The organism is Paenibacillus sp. N22P23 (genome assembly GCF_059383735.1).
This window is the reverse complement of record NZ_JBXENT010000007.1, coordinates 55,559-73,631: the sequence shown is the minus strand read 5'-3', so window position 1 is coordinate 73,631 and position 18,073 is coordinate 55,559. Positions and strand designations below refer to the sequence as shown.

General features: G+C 52.7%; 19 protein-coding genes and 1 riboswitch. Of the genes, 5 read left to right on the top strand and 14 right to left on the bottom strand.

The window, feature by feature from the left end; genetic code table 11:
* Positions 1 to 559 precede the first annotated feature (559 nt).
* From glyA to AC506A_RS23450, 5 genes are all read right to left on the bottom strand, one after another.
* Complete coding sequence (gene glyA, locus AC506A_RS23470) at positions 560 to 1,807, bottom strand: serine hydroxymethyltransferase (RefSeq protein WP_495463427.1); 1,248 nt, start codon at positions 1,805 to 1,807, stop codon at positions 560 to 562.
* Positions 1,808 to 1,839: 32 nt separating this feature from the next.
* On the bottom strand, positions 1,840 to 2,454 hold the full coding sequence (locus AC506A_RS23465) for a TIGR01440 family protein (RefSeq protein ID WP_495463426.1): 615 nt from the start codon (positions 2,452 to 2,454) through the stop codon (positions 1,840 to 1,842).
* A gap of 15 nt (positions 2,455 to 2,469) precedes the next feature.
* Complete coding sequence (rpiB, locus tag AC506A_RS23460) at positions 2,470 to 2,937, bottom strand: ribose 5-phosphate isomerase B (protein ID WP_494819379.1); 468 nt, start codon at positions 2,935 to 2,937, stop codon at positions 2,470 to 2,472.
* A 117-nt stretch (positions 2,938 to 3,054) separates the two neighbouring features.
* A riboswitch (ZMP/ZTP riboswitch) is annotated at positions 3,055 to 3,137 on the bottom strand.
* Between the two features lie 165 nt (positions 3,138 to 3,302).
* Positions 3,303 to 3,878, bottom strand: coding sequence for a low molecular weight protein arginine phosphatase (locus tag AC506A_RS23455; protein ID WP_495463425.1), 576 nt, complete (start codon positions 3,876 to 3,878; stop codon positions 3,303 to 3,305).
* A gap of 328 nt (positions 3,879 to 4,206) precedes the next feature.
* Positions 4,207 to 4,767 (bottom strand): manganese efflux pump MntP, encoded by a 561-nt coding sequence (locus AC506A_RS23450; protein ID WP_495463424.1) that lies wholly within the window; start codon positions 4,765 to 4,767, stop codon positions 4,207 to 4,209.
* Positions 4,768 to 4,870: 103 nt separating this feature from the next.
* On the opposite strand from AC506A_RS23450, the gene AC506A_RS23445 reads away from it, so the two are divergent.
* Positions 4,871 to 5,005 carry a hypothetical protein gene (locus tag AC506A_RS23445; protein ID WP_495463423.1) on the top strand — a complete coding sequence of 45 codons (135 nt, stop codon included), beginning with the start codon at positions 4,871 to 4,873 and terminating at the stop codon, positions 5,003 to 5,005.
* Positions 5,006 to 5,130: 125 nt separating this feature from the next.
* Here AC506A_RS23445 and AC506A_RS23440 read toward each other — a convergent pair whose 3' ends face one another.
* Both AC506A_RS23440 and spoIIR read right to left on the bottom strand, forming a co-directional pair.
* The gene (locus AC506A_RS23440) at positions 5,131 to 6,297 is read right to left on the bottom strand and encodes an L-threonylcarbamoyladenylate synthase (RefSeq protein WP_495463422.1); all 1,167 of its coding nucleotides are present in this window, start codon (positions 6,295 to 6,297) and stop codon (positions 5,131 to 5,133) included.
* 90 nt (positions 6,298 to 6,387) lie between these two features.
* Positions 6,388 to 7,116 (bottom strand): stage II sporulation protein R, encoded by a 729-nt coding sequence (gene spoIIR, locus AC506A_RS23435; protein WP_495463421.1) that lies wholly within the window; start codon positions 7,114 to 7,116, stop codon positions 6,388 to 6,390.
* A gap of 199 nt (positions 7,117 to 7,315) precedes the next feature.
* Here spoIIR and AC506A_RS23430 point away from each other — a divergent pair, with 199 nt between their 5' ends.
* Genes AC506A_RS23430 through AC506A_RS23420 form a run of 3 tightly spaced genes read left to right on the top strand, consistent with a single transcriptional unit; the run spans position 7,316 to position 10,898 of the window.
* The gene (locus AC506A_RS23430) at positions 7,316 to 8,395 is read left to right on the top strand and encodes a GerAB/ArcD/ProY family transporter (protein WP_495463420.1); all 1,080 of its coding nucleotides are present in this window, start codon (positions 7,316 to 7,318) and stop codon (positions 8,393 to 8,395) included.
* A complete protein-coding gene (locus AC506A_RS23425; protein ID WP_495463419.1) occupies positions 8,392 to 9,789 on the top strand; it encodes a spore germination protein in 1,398 nt (465 codons plus the stop codon). Before AC506A_RS23430 ends, AC506A_RS23425 begins: the two co-directional genes overlap by 4 nt.
* Positions 9,790 to 9,791: 2 nt before the next feature.
* Positions 9,792 to 10,898 carry a Ger(x)C family spore germination protein gene (locus tag AC506A_RS23420; protein ID WP_495463418.1) on the top strand — a complete coding sequence of 369 codons (1,107 nt, stop codon included), beginning with the start codon at positions 9,792 to 9,794 and terminating at the stop codon, positions 10,896 to 10,898.
* A 38-nt stretch (positions 10,899 to 10,936) separates the two neighbouring features.
* Here AC506A_RS23420 and prmC read toward each other — a convergent pair whose 3' ends face one another.
* The 5 genes from prmC to AC506A_RS23395 form a co-directional block, all read right to left on the bottom strand.
* Entirely contained in the window at positions 10,937 to 11,899 is a 963-nt protein-coding gene (prmC, locus tag AC506A_RS23415; RefSeq protein ID WP_495463417.1) for a peptide chain release factor N(5)-glutamine methyltransferase, read from the bottom strand.
* A 224-nt stretch (positions 11,900 to 12,123) separates the two neighbouring features.
* A complete protein-coding gene (gene prfA / locus AC506A_RS23410) occupies positions 12,124 to 13,197 on the bottom strand; it encodes a peptide chain release factor 1 (RefSeq protein ID WP_495463416.1) in 1,074 nt (357 codons plus the stop codon).
* Positions 13,198 to 13,372: 175 nt separating this feature from the next.
* Positions 13,373 to 14,473, bottom strand: a complete 1,101-nt coding sequence (ychF, locus tag AC506A_RS23405) for a redox-regulated ATPase YchF (protein ID WP_495463415.1) — start codon at positions 14,471 to 14,473, stop codon at positions 13,373 to 13,375.
* A gap of 161 nt (positions 14,474 to 14,634) precedes the next feature.
* The gene (locus AC506A_RS23400) at positions 14,635 to 14,919 is read right to left on the bottom strand and encodes a helix-turn-helix domain-containing protein (RefSeq protein ID WP_495463414.1); all 285 of its coding nucleotides are present in this window, start codon (positions 14,917 to 14,919) and stop codon (positions 14,635 to 14,637) included.
* Positions 14,920 to 15,123: 204 nt separating this feature from the next.
* Positions 15,124 to 15,486: a type II toxin-antitoxin system RelE/ParE family toxin gene (locus AC506A_RS23395; RefSeq protein ID WP_495463413.1), complete on the bottom strand. Its 363-nt coding sequence runs from the start codon at positions 15,484 to 15,486 to the stop codon at positions 15,124 to 15,126.
* Between the two features lie 159 nt (positions 15,487 to 15,645).
* On the opposite strand from AC506A_RS23395, the gene AC506A_RS23390 reads away from it, so the two are divergent.
* The gene (locus AC506A_RS23390; protein WP_495463412.1) at positions 15,646 to 15,792 is read left to right on the top strand and encodes a hypothetical protein; all 147 of its coding nucleotides are present in this window, start codon (positions 15,646 to 15,648) and stop codon (positions 15,790 to 15,792) included.
* Positions 15,793 to 15,883: 91 nt separating this feature from the next.
* Here the strand turns inward: AC506A_RS23390 and AC506A_RS23385 are convergent, their stop codons facing one another.
* Complete coding sequence (locus tag AC506A_RS23385) at positions 15,884 to 16,651, bottom strand: MerR family transcriptional regulator (RefSeq protein ID WP_495463411.1); 768 nt, start codon at positions 16,649 to 16,651, stop codon at positions 15,884 to 15,886.
* A 91-nt stretch (positions 16,652 to 16,742) separates the two neighbouring features.
* Positions 16,743 to 17,972 (bottom strand): molybdopterin-dependent oxidoreductase, encoded by a 1,230-nt coding sequence (locus AC506A_RS23380; RefSeq protein ID WP_495463410.1) that lies wholly within the window; start codon positions 17,970 to 17,972, stop codon positions 16,743 to 16,745.
* Positions 17,973 to 18,073: the final 101 nt, after the last annotated feature.

Below are 18,073 nucleotides of genomic sequence, written 5' to 3'. Positions count from 1 at the left end.
GATGAGTGATTCGCTTGGGTGAAGGTGCAATTCCGGGAGATCAGGCAAAGGTAGATGGGACGGTGAGCCGTGGGACTGCAGGCTGCGACAGTTGAGACGGAGAGCCGCGGGAAAGCGGGCTGTGACAGGCGGGAGTGTACGCCGTGGGACTGCGGGCAGCGCAGAGTAGAGAGGTGGGTAAAGCGGTAAGGTAGCAGAAATGGGACTTCGGTGGATGGTTCTGTCGGCAGCGGGTCGGCTTGTTGCTATAATTACTCGCTAACGAACCGTACTGGTCTTATTTTGTGGAAATGGGCTCCTCAAAAATTCTAACGAACCACAGGGAGCTTATTTTGCCGAAATTGGGGGCTCGGAGCGTGATTTGGGCGAAATAGCGCCTGTAGGGTTCGTTAGAATTTTAAATGGCGTGATTTGGGTGAAATAAGACCTCTACGGTTCGTTAGAGTTGAGAGTCCGTGTGCCTGACTATAGATTCCGGTTCCGCAGCATGCTGCGGAACGAAAAAAAGGCGGCATAGGGATGAACCCTTTGCCACCTTTTGTGATTTGCCAAGCCGATATTAGTAAGTCATGCCCGGGTAAAGCGGGTATTGCGACATCAGGTCGCTCACCATACCGCGTGCTTTTTCAAGAACGGACTCATCCTTCGGATTCTTGAGCGTCATTGCGATCACTTCTGCGATTGTAGCCATTGCGTCTACTCCCATGCCGCGCGAAGTTGCTGCAGGCGTACCGATACGGATACCGCTTGTGATGAACGGACTCGTTGGATCGAACGGAATCGCGTTTTTGTTTACTGTGATTTGAACGGAATCCAGTACGTGCTCCGCATCTTTACCTGTGATGTTCAGGTTGCGAAGGTCGATCAGCATCAAGTGGTTGTCCGTACCGCCGGATACGATGTTGATGCCTTTCTCAATAAGACCCTCAGCAAGCGCCTTAGCGTTGTCGATCACGTTCTTGCCGTATTCTTTGAACGAAGGCTGAAGCGCTTCGCCGAAAGCAACGGCTTTAGCAGCGATAATGTGCATCAGAGGTCCGCCTTGGGAACCTGGGAATACCGCTTTATCAATCGCTTGCGCCCATGCTTTGCGGCAAAGGATCATACCGCCGCGAGGTCCGCGAAGCGTTTTGTGCGTAGTTGTAGTTACAAAGTGAGCATGCGGAACCGGGCTTGGGTGCAAGCCGGCAGCTACAAGACCTGCGATGTGTGCCATGTCAACGAAGAGCAATGCGCCTACGTCATTAGCGATACGGCCAAGCTCTTCAAAATCGATGATGCGCGGGTAAGCCGATGCGCCTGCAACGATCATGCGCGGACGGTGTTTGAACGCCAGTTTGCGCACTTCTGCATAGTCGATTGTAAAGGTGTTCTCGTTAACGCCGTATGCCACGAAGTTGTACAGAAGACCGGATGCGTTAACCGGGCTGCCGTGCGTCAAGTGACCGCCATGCGCCAGGTTCATACCAAGAACCGTGTCGCCAGGGTTTAGCGCTGCCAGGTAAACAGCCATGTTTGCTTGTGCGCCGGAGTGCGGCTGCACGTTCGCGTGCTCAGCACCGAACAATTCTTTGGCACGGTTGCGTGCGATATCTTCCGCGATATCCACATGCTCACAGCCGCCGTAGTAACGTTTGCCCGGGTAGCCTTCTGCGTATTTGTTCGTCAGCACAGTGCCCATTGCTTCCAATACCGCTTCAGAAACGATATTCTCGGATGCGATTAGCTCGATGTTGTCGCGTTGACGTTGAAGCTCCAGACCAAGGGCTTTCAAAATTTCGGGATCTTGTTTACGTAGGTTTTCCATGTTGATGAGTCCTCCTCAAAAAATTAAGTATATTAGTCGCATGTGCCGGCAGTTGATGCCGGGCCTGCCGCTTCCCGCGTGTAAACCGCTCGTTCCCCGCCAATAAGCTTTGGACGAGTATAAGCCATCGTTAAATGCGCAGATCCGATTGCTCGAATCGTTGGTCGCACCGGTACCGCAACACGTTTCAAATGCATGCCGATGAAGGTGTCACCGATATCGATGCCCGCATGTGCCTGAACCGTTTCGGTCAGTACAGCATCCTGCAGCGTTTGAAACGCGTAGGCTGCCATCGAACCGCCGGCTTTGCGCACGGGGATCGCCGAAACGAGGTCCAAGCCATATCGCTCCACGGCTTCCCGTTCCATGACAAGTGCCCGATTTAAATGCTCACAGCACTGATAAACCGGATAAAACTGCAATTCCTGACGCACTTTCTCGACCCCCGCATAGATCGCGGCTGCCGTCTCTAATGTGCCTGATGTACCAATCCGCTGGCCGAGCACCTCGCTGGTCGACACGCCGATCACAAGCAGCTGTCCTTGGCGAATGCCGGACGCAGCTGCAAGCTCGCGGACTACGGTTTCTACATCCTTGGTCAGCTGTGCCGAATCCATGTTGCTTATTCCGTGGTCGTTGTCGCTCATCGCTGGATACGCCCCTTACTCGGATTTCGCCGCATCGGCGTATTGCGCTTCAAGCTTCATCACTTTGCTCACGCGGCCGATATGACGCTCGCCATTGGAGAACGGTGTCTCGAGCCAAATACGGATAATCTCTTGGGCTACACCCGGACCGATGACGCGTTCGCCCATTGCCAGTACGTTGGTGTCGTTGTGCTCACGGGTTGCTTTGGCCGAGAACATATCGTGCACAAGCGCGCAGCGAATGCCTTTGACTTTATTAGCCGCGATGGACATGCCGATTCCCGTACCGCAAATGAGAATGCCGCGTTCTGCCTTGCCTTGTGCAACAAGCTCAGCGACAGGAAGCGCATAATCCGGGTAGTCCACGGATTGGTCGCAATCGCAGCCTACATCCTCAATGTCGTGACCAAGCGATTTGATAAACGGCACTAGCTCATCTTTCAAGCGGTAGCCCGCGTGGTCTGCGCCGATGGCGATTTTCATATCCATTTTCCTCCCAAGTGTGTCCGCTCGTGGCGGATCTTGTCGATTCACAATGGCATTAGTATACCTGATTTCGCCGAAAAAGACGAAAAAAGAGCAAGCATGCTTACGCACGCTGCTCTTTGCCCAGGCGACCGGCCGTATGATCCGATGCTCCACCGTGGTTTAACCCACTTTCGTCGCCAGTTACATCGGAAACCGTCTTTAGTTGCTTTTATCATAACGGATTATGGCCTCAAAATCAATCGGTCTCGGAAGAAACGGCGCCTGCCATCCTATGGCAGCGCAGATAGTTTCTTCCCCCGAAAATCGAAGGAAAGCAAAGAAAAGGCTTTCTTAGATTCTCGCTTGGCCAAGGGCCGTATTCATCCTTTCAGCCGATCAAGGAGTCGGTTAAGCGCAGCTTCGATCTGGGACGCACTCTGTTCATAAACCGCCAGCGAGCCGCCGAATGGATCATCCACATCGAAACTCGGTATCTGCTGCTCCAATTGAAGCAGCCTGGACCGCTCCTGTGCTGTCAGCGGCTGACCCAGCGCCTGCTTGATCTGCCAGCTCGAATACAGCCCTTCCAGCTCGGCGATGTCCGCCAGCACTCCGGGGTCCGTGTTCGCAAACTCGAGCAGCGTATGCGTCTTGTCCACAGCGGCCGGAAAATGCTGCAGCAGCTGCTTCTTATGGCTTGCGGTCATGGTCAAAATAAGATCAGCCCACGCAATCGAGCCGCCTTCCAGCGCCTTCGAGGTACCATCATGCGCGATATCGCGTTTGGACAGCGCCGTTCGGGCATGATTCGAAACAGGCAGTCCATCGATCGTGGACACGCCTGCGGATCGAATATCGAGCTGCATGCCCCTTTGCTGGGACATCGCTCGAAGCAGCGCTTCAGCCATTGGTGAACGGCAAGTATTGCCGGTGCACACGAATAGAATCCGTTTCACGATTGATTACACTCCTCTTTGTTGGTGTGGGTTTGGGAAATACCAAAAATTGCTATGTCTGAGGCATTATATTTCCGTGGTTTCGCGCTAACGAACCCTGAGGGCCTTATTGGCGTGAAGAAAGCCATTTATAAAATCTAACGAACCGTAGGGACGCTATTATAGAGAAATGGAACGAAATATGGCCTTTTGACAACGAATAAGGCCTGTAAGGTTCGTTAGAATTTCAAACCCCTTCATTTTGTTGAAATAAGGCCCCTAGGGTTCGTTAGCGTGCGTGCGTGAAATCGACAGACCTGAATGAGTTCAGCAATGAGATGCCGTTCTATCAGAACAGGAACAACAAACCGAATGTAAATAAAATCACTCCGCCGCACGCTTCCCCGTATCCGCCGAGACTAGTGCCTACTTTACGACCGAGCAGCAGCCCAAATACGGACATCACGCCGCCGGCAACGCCGAAGAGCAGCACCGTCAGCAGCATGTCCGTCTCGAACATGCCAAGCGAGATCCCGACGGAAAAGGAATCGATACTCACGCCAAGCGCGAACAGCAGCATCCCCCATGAGCTGCGGTAATCGATTGACTCCACTGCATCGCCGCGCAGCGAGCTATAGATCATATGCCCGCCTAGCAGCAGCAATAGCGCACCGGCGGCTGTCGTCGCAACGCCGCCAAGCAGCGTACTGACATATTTGCCCGTGAAAATGCCCATGAGGGGCATAATCGTGTGAAAAAGCGCAATGATCGCGCTTAGCTTTAATATATCCATCATCCGAATGCCTTTGAGCCCGATACCGACACCCAGCGAAAAAGCATCCATCCCCAGTGCCATAGCAATAATCATCAGCGTCAGCAATTGTCCGGCATGCATGCCCGCCTCAACCATTTCATCCTCTCCTTGTCCACAACCTCTCCAAAGTGTATGCGGACAAGATTGGAAAGATGACCTGGGAAGTGGCGAGGTTCGCGGGTTAAGAGCTGGCGCGAACATGAGGCATGCCGTGGGCTATAGCCTTGGCGGCGCTGGTGCGCGGGGCATGATGCGAGCTAGGCCATGGCGGCGCTTGGTGCTCGGGGCTTGCCGCGAGCTAGAGCCATGGCGGCGCTTGGCGCGCGGAGCATGATGTGAGCTAGGCCATGGCGGCGCTTGGCGCACGGTGGTGCCGCGAGCTAGGGCCATACCACTTGGCGCACGACGGCGCCGTGAGCTAGAGCCATGGCGGCGCTTGGCGCGCAGCAATCGCGGTCGCTAGACGTGGACCACCGCGTGGCCGGCCGCTTTGGATAAGCGATTCATGAGCGCGTGGCCGATCCCCTGCTCCGAGCAGGTTTCGGCCCAAATGCGCTCTACGCCGCGGTTGTCAAATTCGCGCAGCGCATTGTAGAGGCCGTGCGCAGCCGTTTCCAGCTGCGCCAGGCTGCCGACGACGAGCACGCAGTCGGCGTCGTACCGAGCAGCATGCTCGGCAAAGGCGAGCACGCCTGTGCGCTCGCCGCGAGCCTTCGCTGCGCCGACTTCCGCCGCAATATAAGCGGAAACGGCGTCAGCGTCGCCCTTGACCAAGTGCATCAGCCCCTGTGGGGCGTAATGCGCATATTTCATGCCGGGCGAGCGCGGCCCCTGCGTTTCCGCTGCGGGAGCCTCCACCGCCGCCGATAGCGCAGCGGCGGCGTCTATGCCGGCGCCGGGCGCAGCCACGGCATCGTAATCGACCCGCGACGCAACCTCGCGCAGTGCTTCGGCCGTTACGCCGCCGGGACGCAAAATGCGCACCAGATCGCCGTCAATCTCCACGACAGTCGATTCAAGGCCTACTCCAGCAGCGCCGCCATCGACAATGCCGTCGATCAGGCCGTTAAGGTCATCTCGCACATGAGAGGCCAGTGTCGGACTGGGACGGCCGGAGCGATTCGCACTAGGTGCCGCCAGTGGACAGCCTGAAGCAGCAATAAGCTGCAGAGCCACAGGGTGAGCAGGCATCCGCACCGCAACTGTAGCAAGTCCCGCTGTGACCCGCGGCGAAACAGCACCCAGCTTCACCGGCAGTACGATCGTCAGCGGACCCGGCCAGAAACGATCCATAAGCCTCTCGGCGAGCATGAATGACTCCCCTTCCAGCGGAATCGTCAGTTCTTCCAGCTGCTTGCGATCCGCGATATGAACGATTAACGGATTATCGGACGGACGCCCTTTTGCCTCAAAAATCCGTTCAACCGCCGCCGTGCTCCTCGCATCCGCACCTAGTCCATAGACCGTTTCTGTTGGAAAAGCAACGGTACCGCCTTTTCGCAGCAAAGCCGCTGCCTCGTCAAGTTCACCTTCACGCGGGTGGTGGCTGTCCACTTCCCACAATAATGTTGTTCGTAGATGGATGGTCAATGTCGTATCCCCAGCTTCTGCTTTGTTTTGCCCCATTATACCATACGCCGCCTAGCGCTATCCAAACAGCCATTCCTATACAAGAAAAGCCCAATCGCGAAGTGAGCGACTGAGCTTATTGCGTGATTAGCTGAAAAGGCTGCGGAAAAAGCTCATGATCGACTTGATGATTTCCCACAGAAAAAACTTCACTTCCGGCTGCTTGGCTTCACCTGCTTGAACGTTCCCATCCGTTGCCTTATCTGTTGCAGGAGCATCTGCCGCAGCTGAAGTTACTTGGGCATCGTTGTCTGCTTTTGCACTCACAGTCGCCGTTGCTGCCACCGCCGGAGTTGACGCTTCCCCGCTTACCGCATCCACGAAGCAGAGCGGCGGAAACAGCACGCACCACCAGTTTTGTCCGGCACCTGCGCCGAGGGTGATGCGAAGCGCTTCGTAATTACCGGCAGGATACACTTGTGTGCCATATATTTTAGTTGGAAACGGCACGATGCCGAGTTCCGCTTTGAATCCATAGTAAAAACCACGCGAACTGAGTTTGGCAGCAATAATGCCTTCGATGTCGCCCATATGATTGCGGATGGTGCTGCGTGCTTCTTCAATCGATTGCGGTCCAGCCACCCAGTTGTTCATTTCTGCCACGATGGCATCACGAATCTCGCGTTTTACCGCTTGATCGGAAGCATTATCGGAGTTTGCTAGAATGCGAAGACGAATAGATTCGGATGGAATGCTGCCGCCGGCAATAGCCGCATCGGCACGTTGACTTTCCCAGCTCATAAGCAATATTGCTGCAATAAGAAGGACATACCCATAAATCGGACGATAAGGAAAACGGGAATAAGTGCGAATCATAACGACAAGCTCCTTTGTGGCACCCGTCGGTGCATCGGCTTGCGTTCCGGAACGATATATCCCCAGTATGTCCGTAGCGGCGATTCTCTAAACCTATCAGTCCACTTTAAAAGTTTCGTAGATAACCAGCACAGGTTCAAGTCGGCTCCCACGCATATTTATGTATTTACTGGAAAATATAGCACATGAGGTGAATCCTATGTCGCAATTTTCCAATCCCAAAATCAGCAGCGCTCAGGCTTGTCTGTTAGCCATTAATTCCATCGTCATCCTTGCGCAAATAACCGCTTACTCTTATTTGGTCCAAGTCGGCCAGCGCGACGCCGCCATCAGCTGCATCATCGGAATCGTCGCTTATTGGTGTTATTACCTATGGCTTTACCGAATTATGCGCAAGCAGCAGCAGGGACAATCGTTCCTTGAAACACTGAAACGGAAATACGGTCCATGGGCATCCAGCGCCGTGAAGGGATGGATGATCCTCTACTTAGTCTATGAAATGTTCATTATCCTTCGCAATTACTTTATCTGGATCGACACGATGATCCTCCCCGCAACGCCGGTCTGGGCGATTACGCTGCCTCTCCTTCTGGTTTGCGTCTATTTGGGCATAAAAGGTCTGAAGCCGATTGCCATCATGATGGCCATTCTGACGCCAATGATTGTAATGCTGTATGTCATGCAAGCGATATTCACCATCAGATTCAGACACTTTGACTTGTTGCTCCCCTTCTTTACGATCGGCTGGAAACCGTTGCTGCACGGCGCGCTATACCCTTTCCGGTGCGGCATGGAAGCCTTTCTCTTGCTGTTGATCATCCCTCAAATGGAGGGGCGTTTGAAGCGGAAGCACGTCGTGATCTCGGTCGCATACATTTCCGTCCTCCTCTTGAACGCCATTGTTTCGATATTGACGACATTCGGCGCAGAAGAGGCCGCAAAGCAGCGGTATCCGAACTATATGCAGTGGCGGCTTGTCCGGGTTAGTGATTTTATCGAACATGTCGACTTTCTGGCGCTGTTTCAATGGACGAGCATGACTGCGATTGATGTTGCCTTGATGTTCTGGTTCGTCGGATACCTGTTTGCTTCGAAGGAACTGCACAAGAAGATTGCAATCCTAACGCTTGCCGTGATTCTGTTCATCTTCATGGAGCTGCATATCGAGGAAGGCCTATTTAATCTCATGCGCCGTTATTTCTACCCCTTCTCTGTGGTCTCCATTCTTTGCTGGACCGCAATCGCCCATATCCTGACAAAGAAACGAGTGATCTCATGAATATTAGTCATGCGCAAGAAGCGGATGTACGCACGTTATTCAACAACTGCCACGATGTCAAATTCGAGAAGCACGGCAGCTTGGCAACGGTGTACTGCGAAGGCATGGCGGATCATAAACAGCTGGTTCAATATGTACTCCCCCGCTTGGCGGATATGATCGAGAACGACGAGGTGCATTGTTTCGGCGAGGAGGAAGCACTGGAGCAGCTGGTGAGCTCGGTATTCTCAGGCTCAGTCGTCATCTTGTTCTTTCAGGAAAGCGGCACAGCTGCCTACGAAGCCAACATTGCCAGCCCGCCCAGCCGAACGCCGGAGGAATCCGCAAGCGAAGCCTCGATTCGCGGACCGCGGGATGGATTTACGGAAGAGCTTTCAACGAACGTCGCGCTGATTCGGAAGCGGCTGAAAACCACCTCGCTCCGCTACGAGCATTTTACGATTGGCAAACGTGGCAGAACGGGGCTTGGGTTGCTCTATATCTACGATGTGATCCATCCACCGTTTGTGGAGGAAGCGCGAACGAGAATCCGCAGCATCGATGTCGATTCCATCGTGGGCAGCGCGCAGCTGGAGGAATTTCTGAGCGACTCCAGCGATTCCATCTTTCCGCTGGTCGATTATATCGGCAGACCTGATTTTGCCGTCGAGGCGCTGCTTACCGGCCGATTCGTCATTCTGGCCGACGGGTTCCCTATTGCTGTCATCGGGCCGGCCAGCCTTACCGAACAGTTAAAATCACCCGAGGACGTTCATTTTCCGTACCCCTACACGTTCATGCAGCGCATTCTCCGGCTCATCGGACTCTTCATTGCCATGGTGCTGCCCGGCTTCTACATCGCCATTACCTGCTTCAACATCGATCAAGTGCCCTTCTTTTTACTGACGACGATCTCCGTCGGTCGCGCAGGCATTCCGTTCTCTGCGCCACTCGAAGCGCTGCTAATGATGGGGTTATTTGAGCTTTTTCGCGAGGCCGGCGTGCGTCTGCCCAAAGCGGTTGGACAAACGGTAACGGTCGTCGGCGGACTCATCATCGGTGATGCCGCCATTCGGTCCGGTTTGGCCTCGCCAGCGCTCCTCATGGTCATCGCGGTCACGGCCGTAGCTTCCTTCTCGCTGGTGAACCAGTCGCTGACCGGAACTGTCACCCTAATACGCATCTATATTCTGCTATTGTCTTCTTGTCTAGGCATCTACGGATTCTTCATTGGCGTCCTATCTACCATCGCCTATACGTGCACACTCACCTCATTCGGACTATCCTATTGGGCGCCGCTCGATGAGTTCAATTTCAAATCCGCGCTCGTTGCACTGGCCAATCGCCCCTTCAAATCAAAGAAAAAACGGCCAACTACGCTGCTTCCAGCCGATGAGACTAAGCAAGGAGAATGAGGATGCGCGCAAAAACAGCTCAACTAATCGGCACGCTCTCATGCCTGCTGCTCCTAAGCGGATGCTGGGATTTTAAAACGATGGAAAATCTGATCTATCCCATTGCGGTCGGCGTCGACTACAAGAACAATCAGTTCGTGACGTACGTACAAATCGTAGGCTTTAGCTATGTCGCCAAAACGGAGAGCGGCACGGGGAGCGGACCTAAAATGTACGTCGGCCGATCCACCGGGAAAACCTTGGCCGCCGCACTTGCATCAACGGTTGAAACTTCGCAGCGAAGAATTTATTGGAGTAACGTGAGGTGCTACCTGTTTACGGCAAGCGCGCTTCGCGCCGGAGGTACCGATTACTTTGACACGCTGAAACGTTACCGGGAGCTTCGTTACACGCCATGGGTATTTGGAACAAAGGAGCCGATTGAAGAGGTCTTCAAGACGCAATCCTTCTTTAATCAGTCCCCGCTCATGACCATCATGATTGAGCCGGAGGATAACTTCGACCAGCGGTCTATCATTAGGCCATTAATTGCGCTAGAGTACCAGGTCAACCTCAATGAGCCGGGGAAGACAACGCTGATCCCAATTCTGGCCCTCGACAAAACCGCTTGGCAGAGCGAAGAGAAGCCCGAGCCCAAGTTGAAAATGAACGGCGTGTTTGCCATCTACGATAAATCCTTCAAAGGAGAGCTGGCGAAGAAGCAGGCCATGGGATTGAGGTGGATGGACAATCAAACGAAGCGCACGCCTGCCGATACGAAGTCGGCCATCTTATCGATTGATCAGATCAGTCAGAAGCTGTCCGTCGAGTACCGGAATGGAAAGCCTGTATTTAATATCAAAGTGAAGGCGACGGGAAATAATATCGAGCTCAAAGATCAACAAGCAAGTGAAGAAACGATTTCTCAAGAGGCGCAGCGTCAAATCGCTCAAGAAATTCGGATGAGCTACAACGAGGGATTGAAGCTTGGGGTTGATCTGTATAACTTCAAGAATAAGCTGTTTCAGAAAAAAGATCCGAACTGGCGCAACGTCAAGTTGGAGGAGAGTTCGTTAAACCGGATCGACGTCAGCGTGTATGTGGAGCATGAGGGGAATTTGAAACGATAACGTGAAAGGGCACCGACTGGCGGTGCCCTTTTTCTTCTTTATTCCACTGCTAGCACATGGCGACCAATGCCGGCATAGTCGTCGATGATGCGCACTTCGCGCCAAGCGCCGATGCCGCGAAGAAGGTCGGCAACCGCTTCGGCTTGGCCCATGCCAAGCTCAAAGCCGACGATGCGCGGCAGCGAAGACAGCTGCGCGAGCTGCTCCGCCATGCGCCGATATGGCGTCAGCCCGTCATCGCCGCCATCAAGTGCGAGGCGCGGCTCGTGATCGCGCACTTCCGGCTGCAAGCCGGCAATATCCCCCGCCGGAATATATGGCGGGTTCGAGACCAGCACGTCGATGCGCAGGCCGGCTACGCTGCCGGGCGCATCGGTGTGCTCCTCGGGCCGCGGCTGCGCGAACGGCCCGAGCAGGTCGCCCTGCACGAACGTCATGCGCGCCGCTGCACCTTGGCGCGCCGCATTCGTGCGGGCGACCGCCAGCGCGTCCGGCGACAGATCGGACGCGCAGACGCGCCACAGCGGACGCAGCGTTGCCAGCGTCACGCCAATGGCGCCACTGCCTGTGCCGACATCTACAATCGTCGGCACCCTGCTTGACTCACCTTCATCATTCGCCGCTCCCTGGCTCTCCACTAACGCACCCGCAGCCTCCGGCCACAACTTATCCGCTGCTTCCAGCACGGCCTCAACTAACAGCTCCGTCTCCGGTCGCGGGATGAGCACCGCAGGCGTGACCTGATAAGGCAATCCGTAGAACCATTGCTCGCCGATCAAATACTGCACAGGCTCGCCAGCAGCTTTGCGGGCAAGCAGCGCTTCCCATTCAGCCGCATGCTGCTGCGGAAAAGGGTCACGCCAATCGCGGATCAGCGCGGCCCGCTCCATTCCGAGCACATGCAGCAGCAACAGCTCCGCATTGTTGCGAGGCTCGCTGATGCCACGCGCTTCCAACATGCTCGTCGCACGGACACAAACCTCTCCAATCGTTGGCTGCACCCCGCTTCCGCTACCCCCTCCAGTTAGACCACTTTCCACATTAAGCCCTCCTTTTGACTGGAACTATGACTTGCGGTTACTGAGGCACTTCACTTGCTCATTCACATCTCACTTTACTCCCACGCTACACAAACGGGAGCAGCCTAGGCCGCTCCCGTCATTTCCAGCTATTAATCGCTCTTATATCGCTCTTATGCTCTTATAACGCTTTATAAATCACGCTATTACGCCAAATTCTCGCGTTCCATCAGTTCCGTCTGAGCGGTCAATGTCAGCGCATTGATGATTTCTTCCATATCGCCGTTCAATACGGAATCAAGCTTGTGCAGCGTAAGGCCGATACGGTGATCCGTAACCCGGCTTTGCGGGTAGTTGTATGTCCGAATCCGCTCGCTGCGGTCGCCTGTACCGACTTTGCTTTTGCGTTCGCCGGCATACTTGGCTTCTTCTTCTTGGCGCTTGATATCCGAAATCCGTGCACGAAGAACTTGAAGCGCCTTCGCTTTGTTCTCGTTCTGCGACTTACCATCCTGACACTGAGCCATAATGCCCGTCGGAACGTGAAGCACGCGAACCGCTGATTTCGTTGTATTAACGGACTGACCGCCTGCACCGCTGGAGCAGAACGTATCAACCCGAATATCTTTGTCCAGAATTTCAATCTCGACCTCTTCAACCTCCGGCATAACGGCCACGGTTGATGTCGATGTGTGAATTCGGCCGCCGGACTCCGTTACCGGAATCCGCTGAACGCGGTGCGCGCCGCTCTCGAATTTCAGCTTACTGTAGGCGCCTTTGCCAGTTACCATGAAGATAACCTCTTTGAAGCCGCCAAGATCACTCTCGCTGAACTCCAGCAGCTCCACGCGCCAGCCTTGAGTATCCGCGAATTTCATGTACATCCGGTACAAATCCGATGCGAACAAAGCCGCTTCGTCGCCGCCGGCAGCGCCGCGGATCTCAACGATAACGTTCTTGTCGTCATTCGGGTCTTTAGGCAGCAGGAGAACATGAATATGTTCTTCAAGCTCAGTCTGGCGCGTGCTTAGTTCATCGATTTCCATCTTCACCATTTCACGCATTTCATCATCAAGCTTCTCATTCTGCATTACTTTTGCTTCACTAAGCTGCTCGGAAACTTGCTTGTATTCCGTATATGCCTCATAAGGAGCTTGCAAGTCCGACTGCTCCTTCGAGTAGTCGCGCAGCTTCTTCGGATCGCTAGCCACATCCGGATCGCACAACAGCTCGCTCAATTTATCATACCGGTCAGCGAGTGCCTGTAAACGGTCCAACACTGTCATTCACCTCTACTTTAGAATAAATCCAATTGATTGTTCCTTTAGTATAACATAACGCACTACAAACCATAAACGTGACAATTTTGGAGAATTTGCCGACTTTAGTACAAGCGCCGCAAGACATAGCAAAAGGACCCGAGAATTTCGGGCCCTAAAACCAACCATTCAATCGCTACACGTTGAAGCGGAAATGCATAACGTCGCCGTCTTGCACCACGTATTCTTTGCCTTCAAGGCGAAGCTGACCTTTTTCCTTCGCAGCATTCATGGAGCCTGCCGCCATCAGGTCGTCATAAGAAACCACTTCCGCACGGATAAAGCCGCGTTCAAAATCCGTATGAATAACGCCGGCTGCTTGCGGCGCCTTCATGCCTTTACGAATCGTCCATGCACGCACTTCTTGCACGCCTGCCGTAAAGTACGTGTACAGACCAAGCAGCTTGTAAGCTGCGCGAATCAAACGGTTAAGGCCGGATTCCGTGAGACCAAGTTCCTCTAGGAACATTTCTTTGTCTTCGCCTTCAAGCTCAGCGATTTCGGATTCTACCTTCGCGCTGATTGGCACCACTTCTGCGCCTTCTGCTTTCGCGAATTCACGTACCAATTCCACATACTCGTTGCCATCGGAGTTTGCCGCTTCGCCTTCGCTAACGTTGGCTGCGTATAAGATCGGTTTCATCGTGAGCAGGTGAAGATCGCGTACAATCGCCTTCTCATCTTCAGAGAGGTCAAGACTGCGCGCTGGTTGATCGTTGTACAACGCTTCTTTAATACGCTCCAGTGTTTCAACCTCTTGCACGACCTTCTTGTCGCCGCCTTTGAGGTTTTTGCGGGAACGTTCGATTTTGCGATCAACGGAGTCGATATCCGCCAAAATCAACTCCAGATTGATGGTGTTGATATCTCCGATTGGATCTACTTTGCCGGATACATGCGTGATGTTGTCATCTTGGAAGCAGCGAACGACGTGTACGATCGCATCCACTTCGCGGATGTGCGCAAGAAACTTGTTGCCGAGGCCTTCGCCTTTGCTCGCGCCTTTTACAATACCTGCAATATCGATGAATTCAAAAGCAGTCGGAACGGTTTTGTTCGGTACAACAAGCTCCGTCAATTTATCAAGACGCTCATCCGGTACTTCAACGACGCCCACGTTCGGGTCGATCGTACAGAACGGATAGTTCGCGGATTCCGCGCCCGCTTGCGTTATTGCATTAAATAAAGTGGATTTACCTACGTTTGGCAAACCGACGATTCCAGCTTTCAAAGCCATTTATGAAGACACCCCTGTTCCGTATTAAACAATCTCATGACATTATACATGAAGGGGGGGAAATAAAAAAGCAAGATTCGCCCTTATTCCCTTATCCAAAATCATCATATTAATAATACAAGGGCCGTTATTCCTTAACGGCCCCCGTATCACGTGGTGTGTTACGCTATAGTTGCTGCCTGCTCATCCATTACAAGATCAAGTTTCATTCCTAGAACTTTGGCTAAAGTCTGGATGGTGTCGATACGTGGAATCGTCTTCGCACTTTCTACTCTTGAAACAAAAGATTGCTTCAAGCCAGCTGCTTTAGCCAACTGTCCTTGTGTCCATCCCAGTTGCTTTCTTCTGAGTATTATTTTTGCTACAAGTTGTGCTGTAAAAGCTACAGCTTCGAGTTCAGCATCTGGGATCGACGAACTGTGTTTGACATCGTCCCAATTTATCATGAATTCGTGCCTCAATTCTTAAGTTAGATTTGAATTATTGACTAAAGGTTCAATACATATTATTTCTAATTTTATTGTATCTAAATCTGTTCTTATACCTATAATCCTTTTGACTTGTCATTCTTAATACCTCCAATTTTTGTATAGTGTCCTTAACGCAACTTATCCAAGTACCCCACTTGGGGGAGGGAGTGGTATTCTCCCTCAGCTACCATGTCGCTTGATCCAGTCCTTCATCGCTCGCTTCGCTTTTTCTATTTCGGCAGGCGGCGTTTTCTTTGTCTCTTTACGAAACATATGTAAGAGAACAAAATGATTGCCATTCCATAAAAAGAAAAACGCTCTGTGATCATCAATGCGCAACTCCCAAAGCTTCTCTTCAATTTGCTTCGTGAACTTTTCTCCGGCTCTAGTACCACCGATACGTAAAATTTCAATACAATAATTGATTTTCTTACGAAGTCCTCTAGCATGTTTGTCCGATACAGCTGCTTTGTCGAGTTCTGCGAGCGAATCTTGAAAAGGAGAACGATCATGGATGTCTGTGTACAATCGGATCTGATACATCGGACACCTCTATATTCAATTTCCTCCATATTCCGTTTTAACGGATTAGTTATATTATAACTAAAAAGTTATAATCCTTCAACCACCCCACTCCGCATGCCACCCCCAACTTCCGAACATACTACTTTATGTGCGACCATCCTTCGGAGGTGAACCGGCATGGAAAATCAAACCCATAAAGGCAATTACAAAGGCACGACCAAGATGCATGCTAAGAATCAGGATATGGCCTTCGTCAACGACACGCTCGAAGATGCCAAGTCCGTCACCAACTACAGCAGCGTAAAGAAGAAAACCGATAAGTAGCTAAGCATCGCACGTATACGTCCCATCTCGTCCTACACACATGCAAAAGGTGTCCACCAGGCCAACACGGACCTAGTGGACACCTTTTTCCTTACGGATTGCCTGCACCTGTATAGATATGAATCGCATCGCGCAGAAACTCGGCTGTTCCCGGTTGATTCACGTCGTAATACGCTTTGAACCGCTCATCATCTACGTACATTTGCGACAGGTTCGCGTGGGCTTCCTTGCTATACTGCGCCCAATAGAAGCTCAGCCATTGACGGTGCAAATCCGCCGCCTTCTGTGCGAGCTCGCCTGCCGGATCCCCCTGCTTGAAAGCCTCGGCCAGCGTTTCCTTGATTTCCTCCGCCAGACGAGTGACCCGCTCATGGTCTTCCTGTGACATGCCCTTAACCTTCGCGTTCGACTGGTTTACGGCATCATCGCCGTATTTCTCGCGCACTTCCTTGCCGTATTTCTGCTCATTCTCGTCAATTAGACGCTGCTTGAATCCTTCAAATTTCTGCTTATCGCTCATAGAGATTCTCCCTTCAGCCGCAGCGATGGTTTGATCCACGTTTGCGATCAGCGCATCGAGCTGCCGTCTTCTATCGAGAAGCTGTTCCCGGTGCTGGACCAAGGCTGCGGTGCCATCGAAGGACGGATCAGTCAGAAGCTCTTTAATGCGATCCAAGCTGACGCCAAGCTCCCGATAAAATAAGATCTGCTGCAGTCTGTCGACCTCCGCCTGACCGTAAATTCGGTAGCCCGAAGAGTTCATTCTTGCCGGCTTAAGAATGCCTACTTCGTCATAGAACCGCAAGGTCCTCGTACTGATTCCCGCGAGCCCGCCCAGTTTCTGAACGGTATATTCCACCTTCATCACCTCCCGACAACCCCACTTTACACCTTTACGTAACGTGAATGTCAAACCTATTTTTATAATAAAATGCCGCGCTCACCATTCCCTATACCCACGCATCCGTATCGTAGCCGCGTTCTTCCCAGTATCCGGTATGATCCCCTTCAATGAGCTCAATGCGATTCAGCCATTTGACCGACTTATAGGCATACATCTTCGGAACAACCAACCGGACCGGGCCTCCGAGATCACTTGGAATCGGCTTCCCATCGTGCAGCACCGCTACCAGAACATCATCCATATCAGCCTGCTCAAGAGTAAGGGAATCCGTATACACGCCGTCTCCGGAGTACAGTTTTACCGTCCTAGCCGCAGGCTTCACGCCTGCCATCTTCAAGAAATCCTTCAACTTAATGCCTTCCCACGTATTGCCGAGGACCGACCAGCCGGTCACGCAGTGGAAATCACTCACTTGGACTTCCCGCTTCAGCGCCACAAACTGCTCCCAGTTCCACTGCAGCCGCTTCTCCACAAGACCGTCTACAATGAAAGTAAAGGTGCTATTGTCGAACTCCGGGATCGGCGTCACCGTATAAATGCGGAACGAGCCGCGGCTACCCCCGCCGATCGGCGGCGAAGAGGCGGGAAGCGGTTTCGGTGCAGGAATGAGCGAATTGGCATCAGCCTCTATGATCTCATCCAGATTAGCGCCGGGCGACGCCTGGTTGCCAAGCCATTTTAGAAAAGAAGGTCCGATCGCAATGGCGATACCCGCTCCTACCGTAACCCGAATAAACGAACGCCTCGACATGACCGCCTCTGGTCTAGCCGCCGGATGAACGCCTTCTCCTTGCTGTCCCGTCTTGATCGTACGGCGATGCGGCTCCTTGAGCCATTTCAGCCTTGTTATGGAGTGGTAGATGATATAGGGAAGTCCAACCCATGTCAGCAGATCGTGAATGGTGAGAGCACTACTGGACCATGCCGGACCAACCGCCTTGAATTGCCACAAAAGCACACCGGACAGCAGCCAGCCGACCAACAGCCCCAATACAATAATGACGTTAGCCTTCTGCCACGACTTGCCCTTCAACTGTTTCCAATGCTTCGCAGCCAGTGCCAAATAGAATACGACCGGCAGCAGTGACGCGATTCCGACCACGATATGCACATATCGGATGATGACTCGGCCTTCACCCAGAATGCCGCGCCAAAGTCCTTGGAACAACACCAGTCCTGTTAGCGTCAGAATCACGACAATCCAACCGTTTATGGAATGAAGCTTAGCCAACTTCTTGCCGTAGCCTTTACGAAGCTGCGCGAGCCATTTCTGCATAGACCCTGCCCCCTGACGTTTTACTCATTACTTATAGAGACGTATTTAAGCGTTAAAAAATCTCGTTAATAGATATGTAATTATATATGTATGCTTATTGT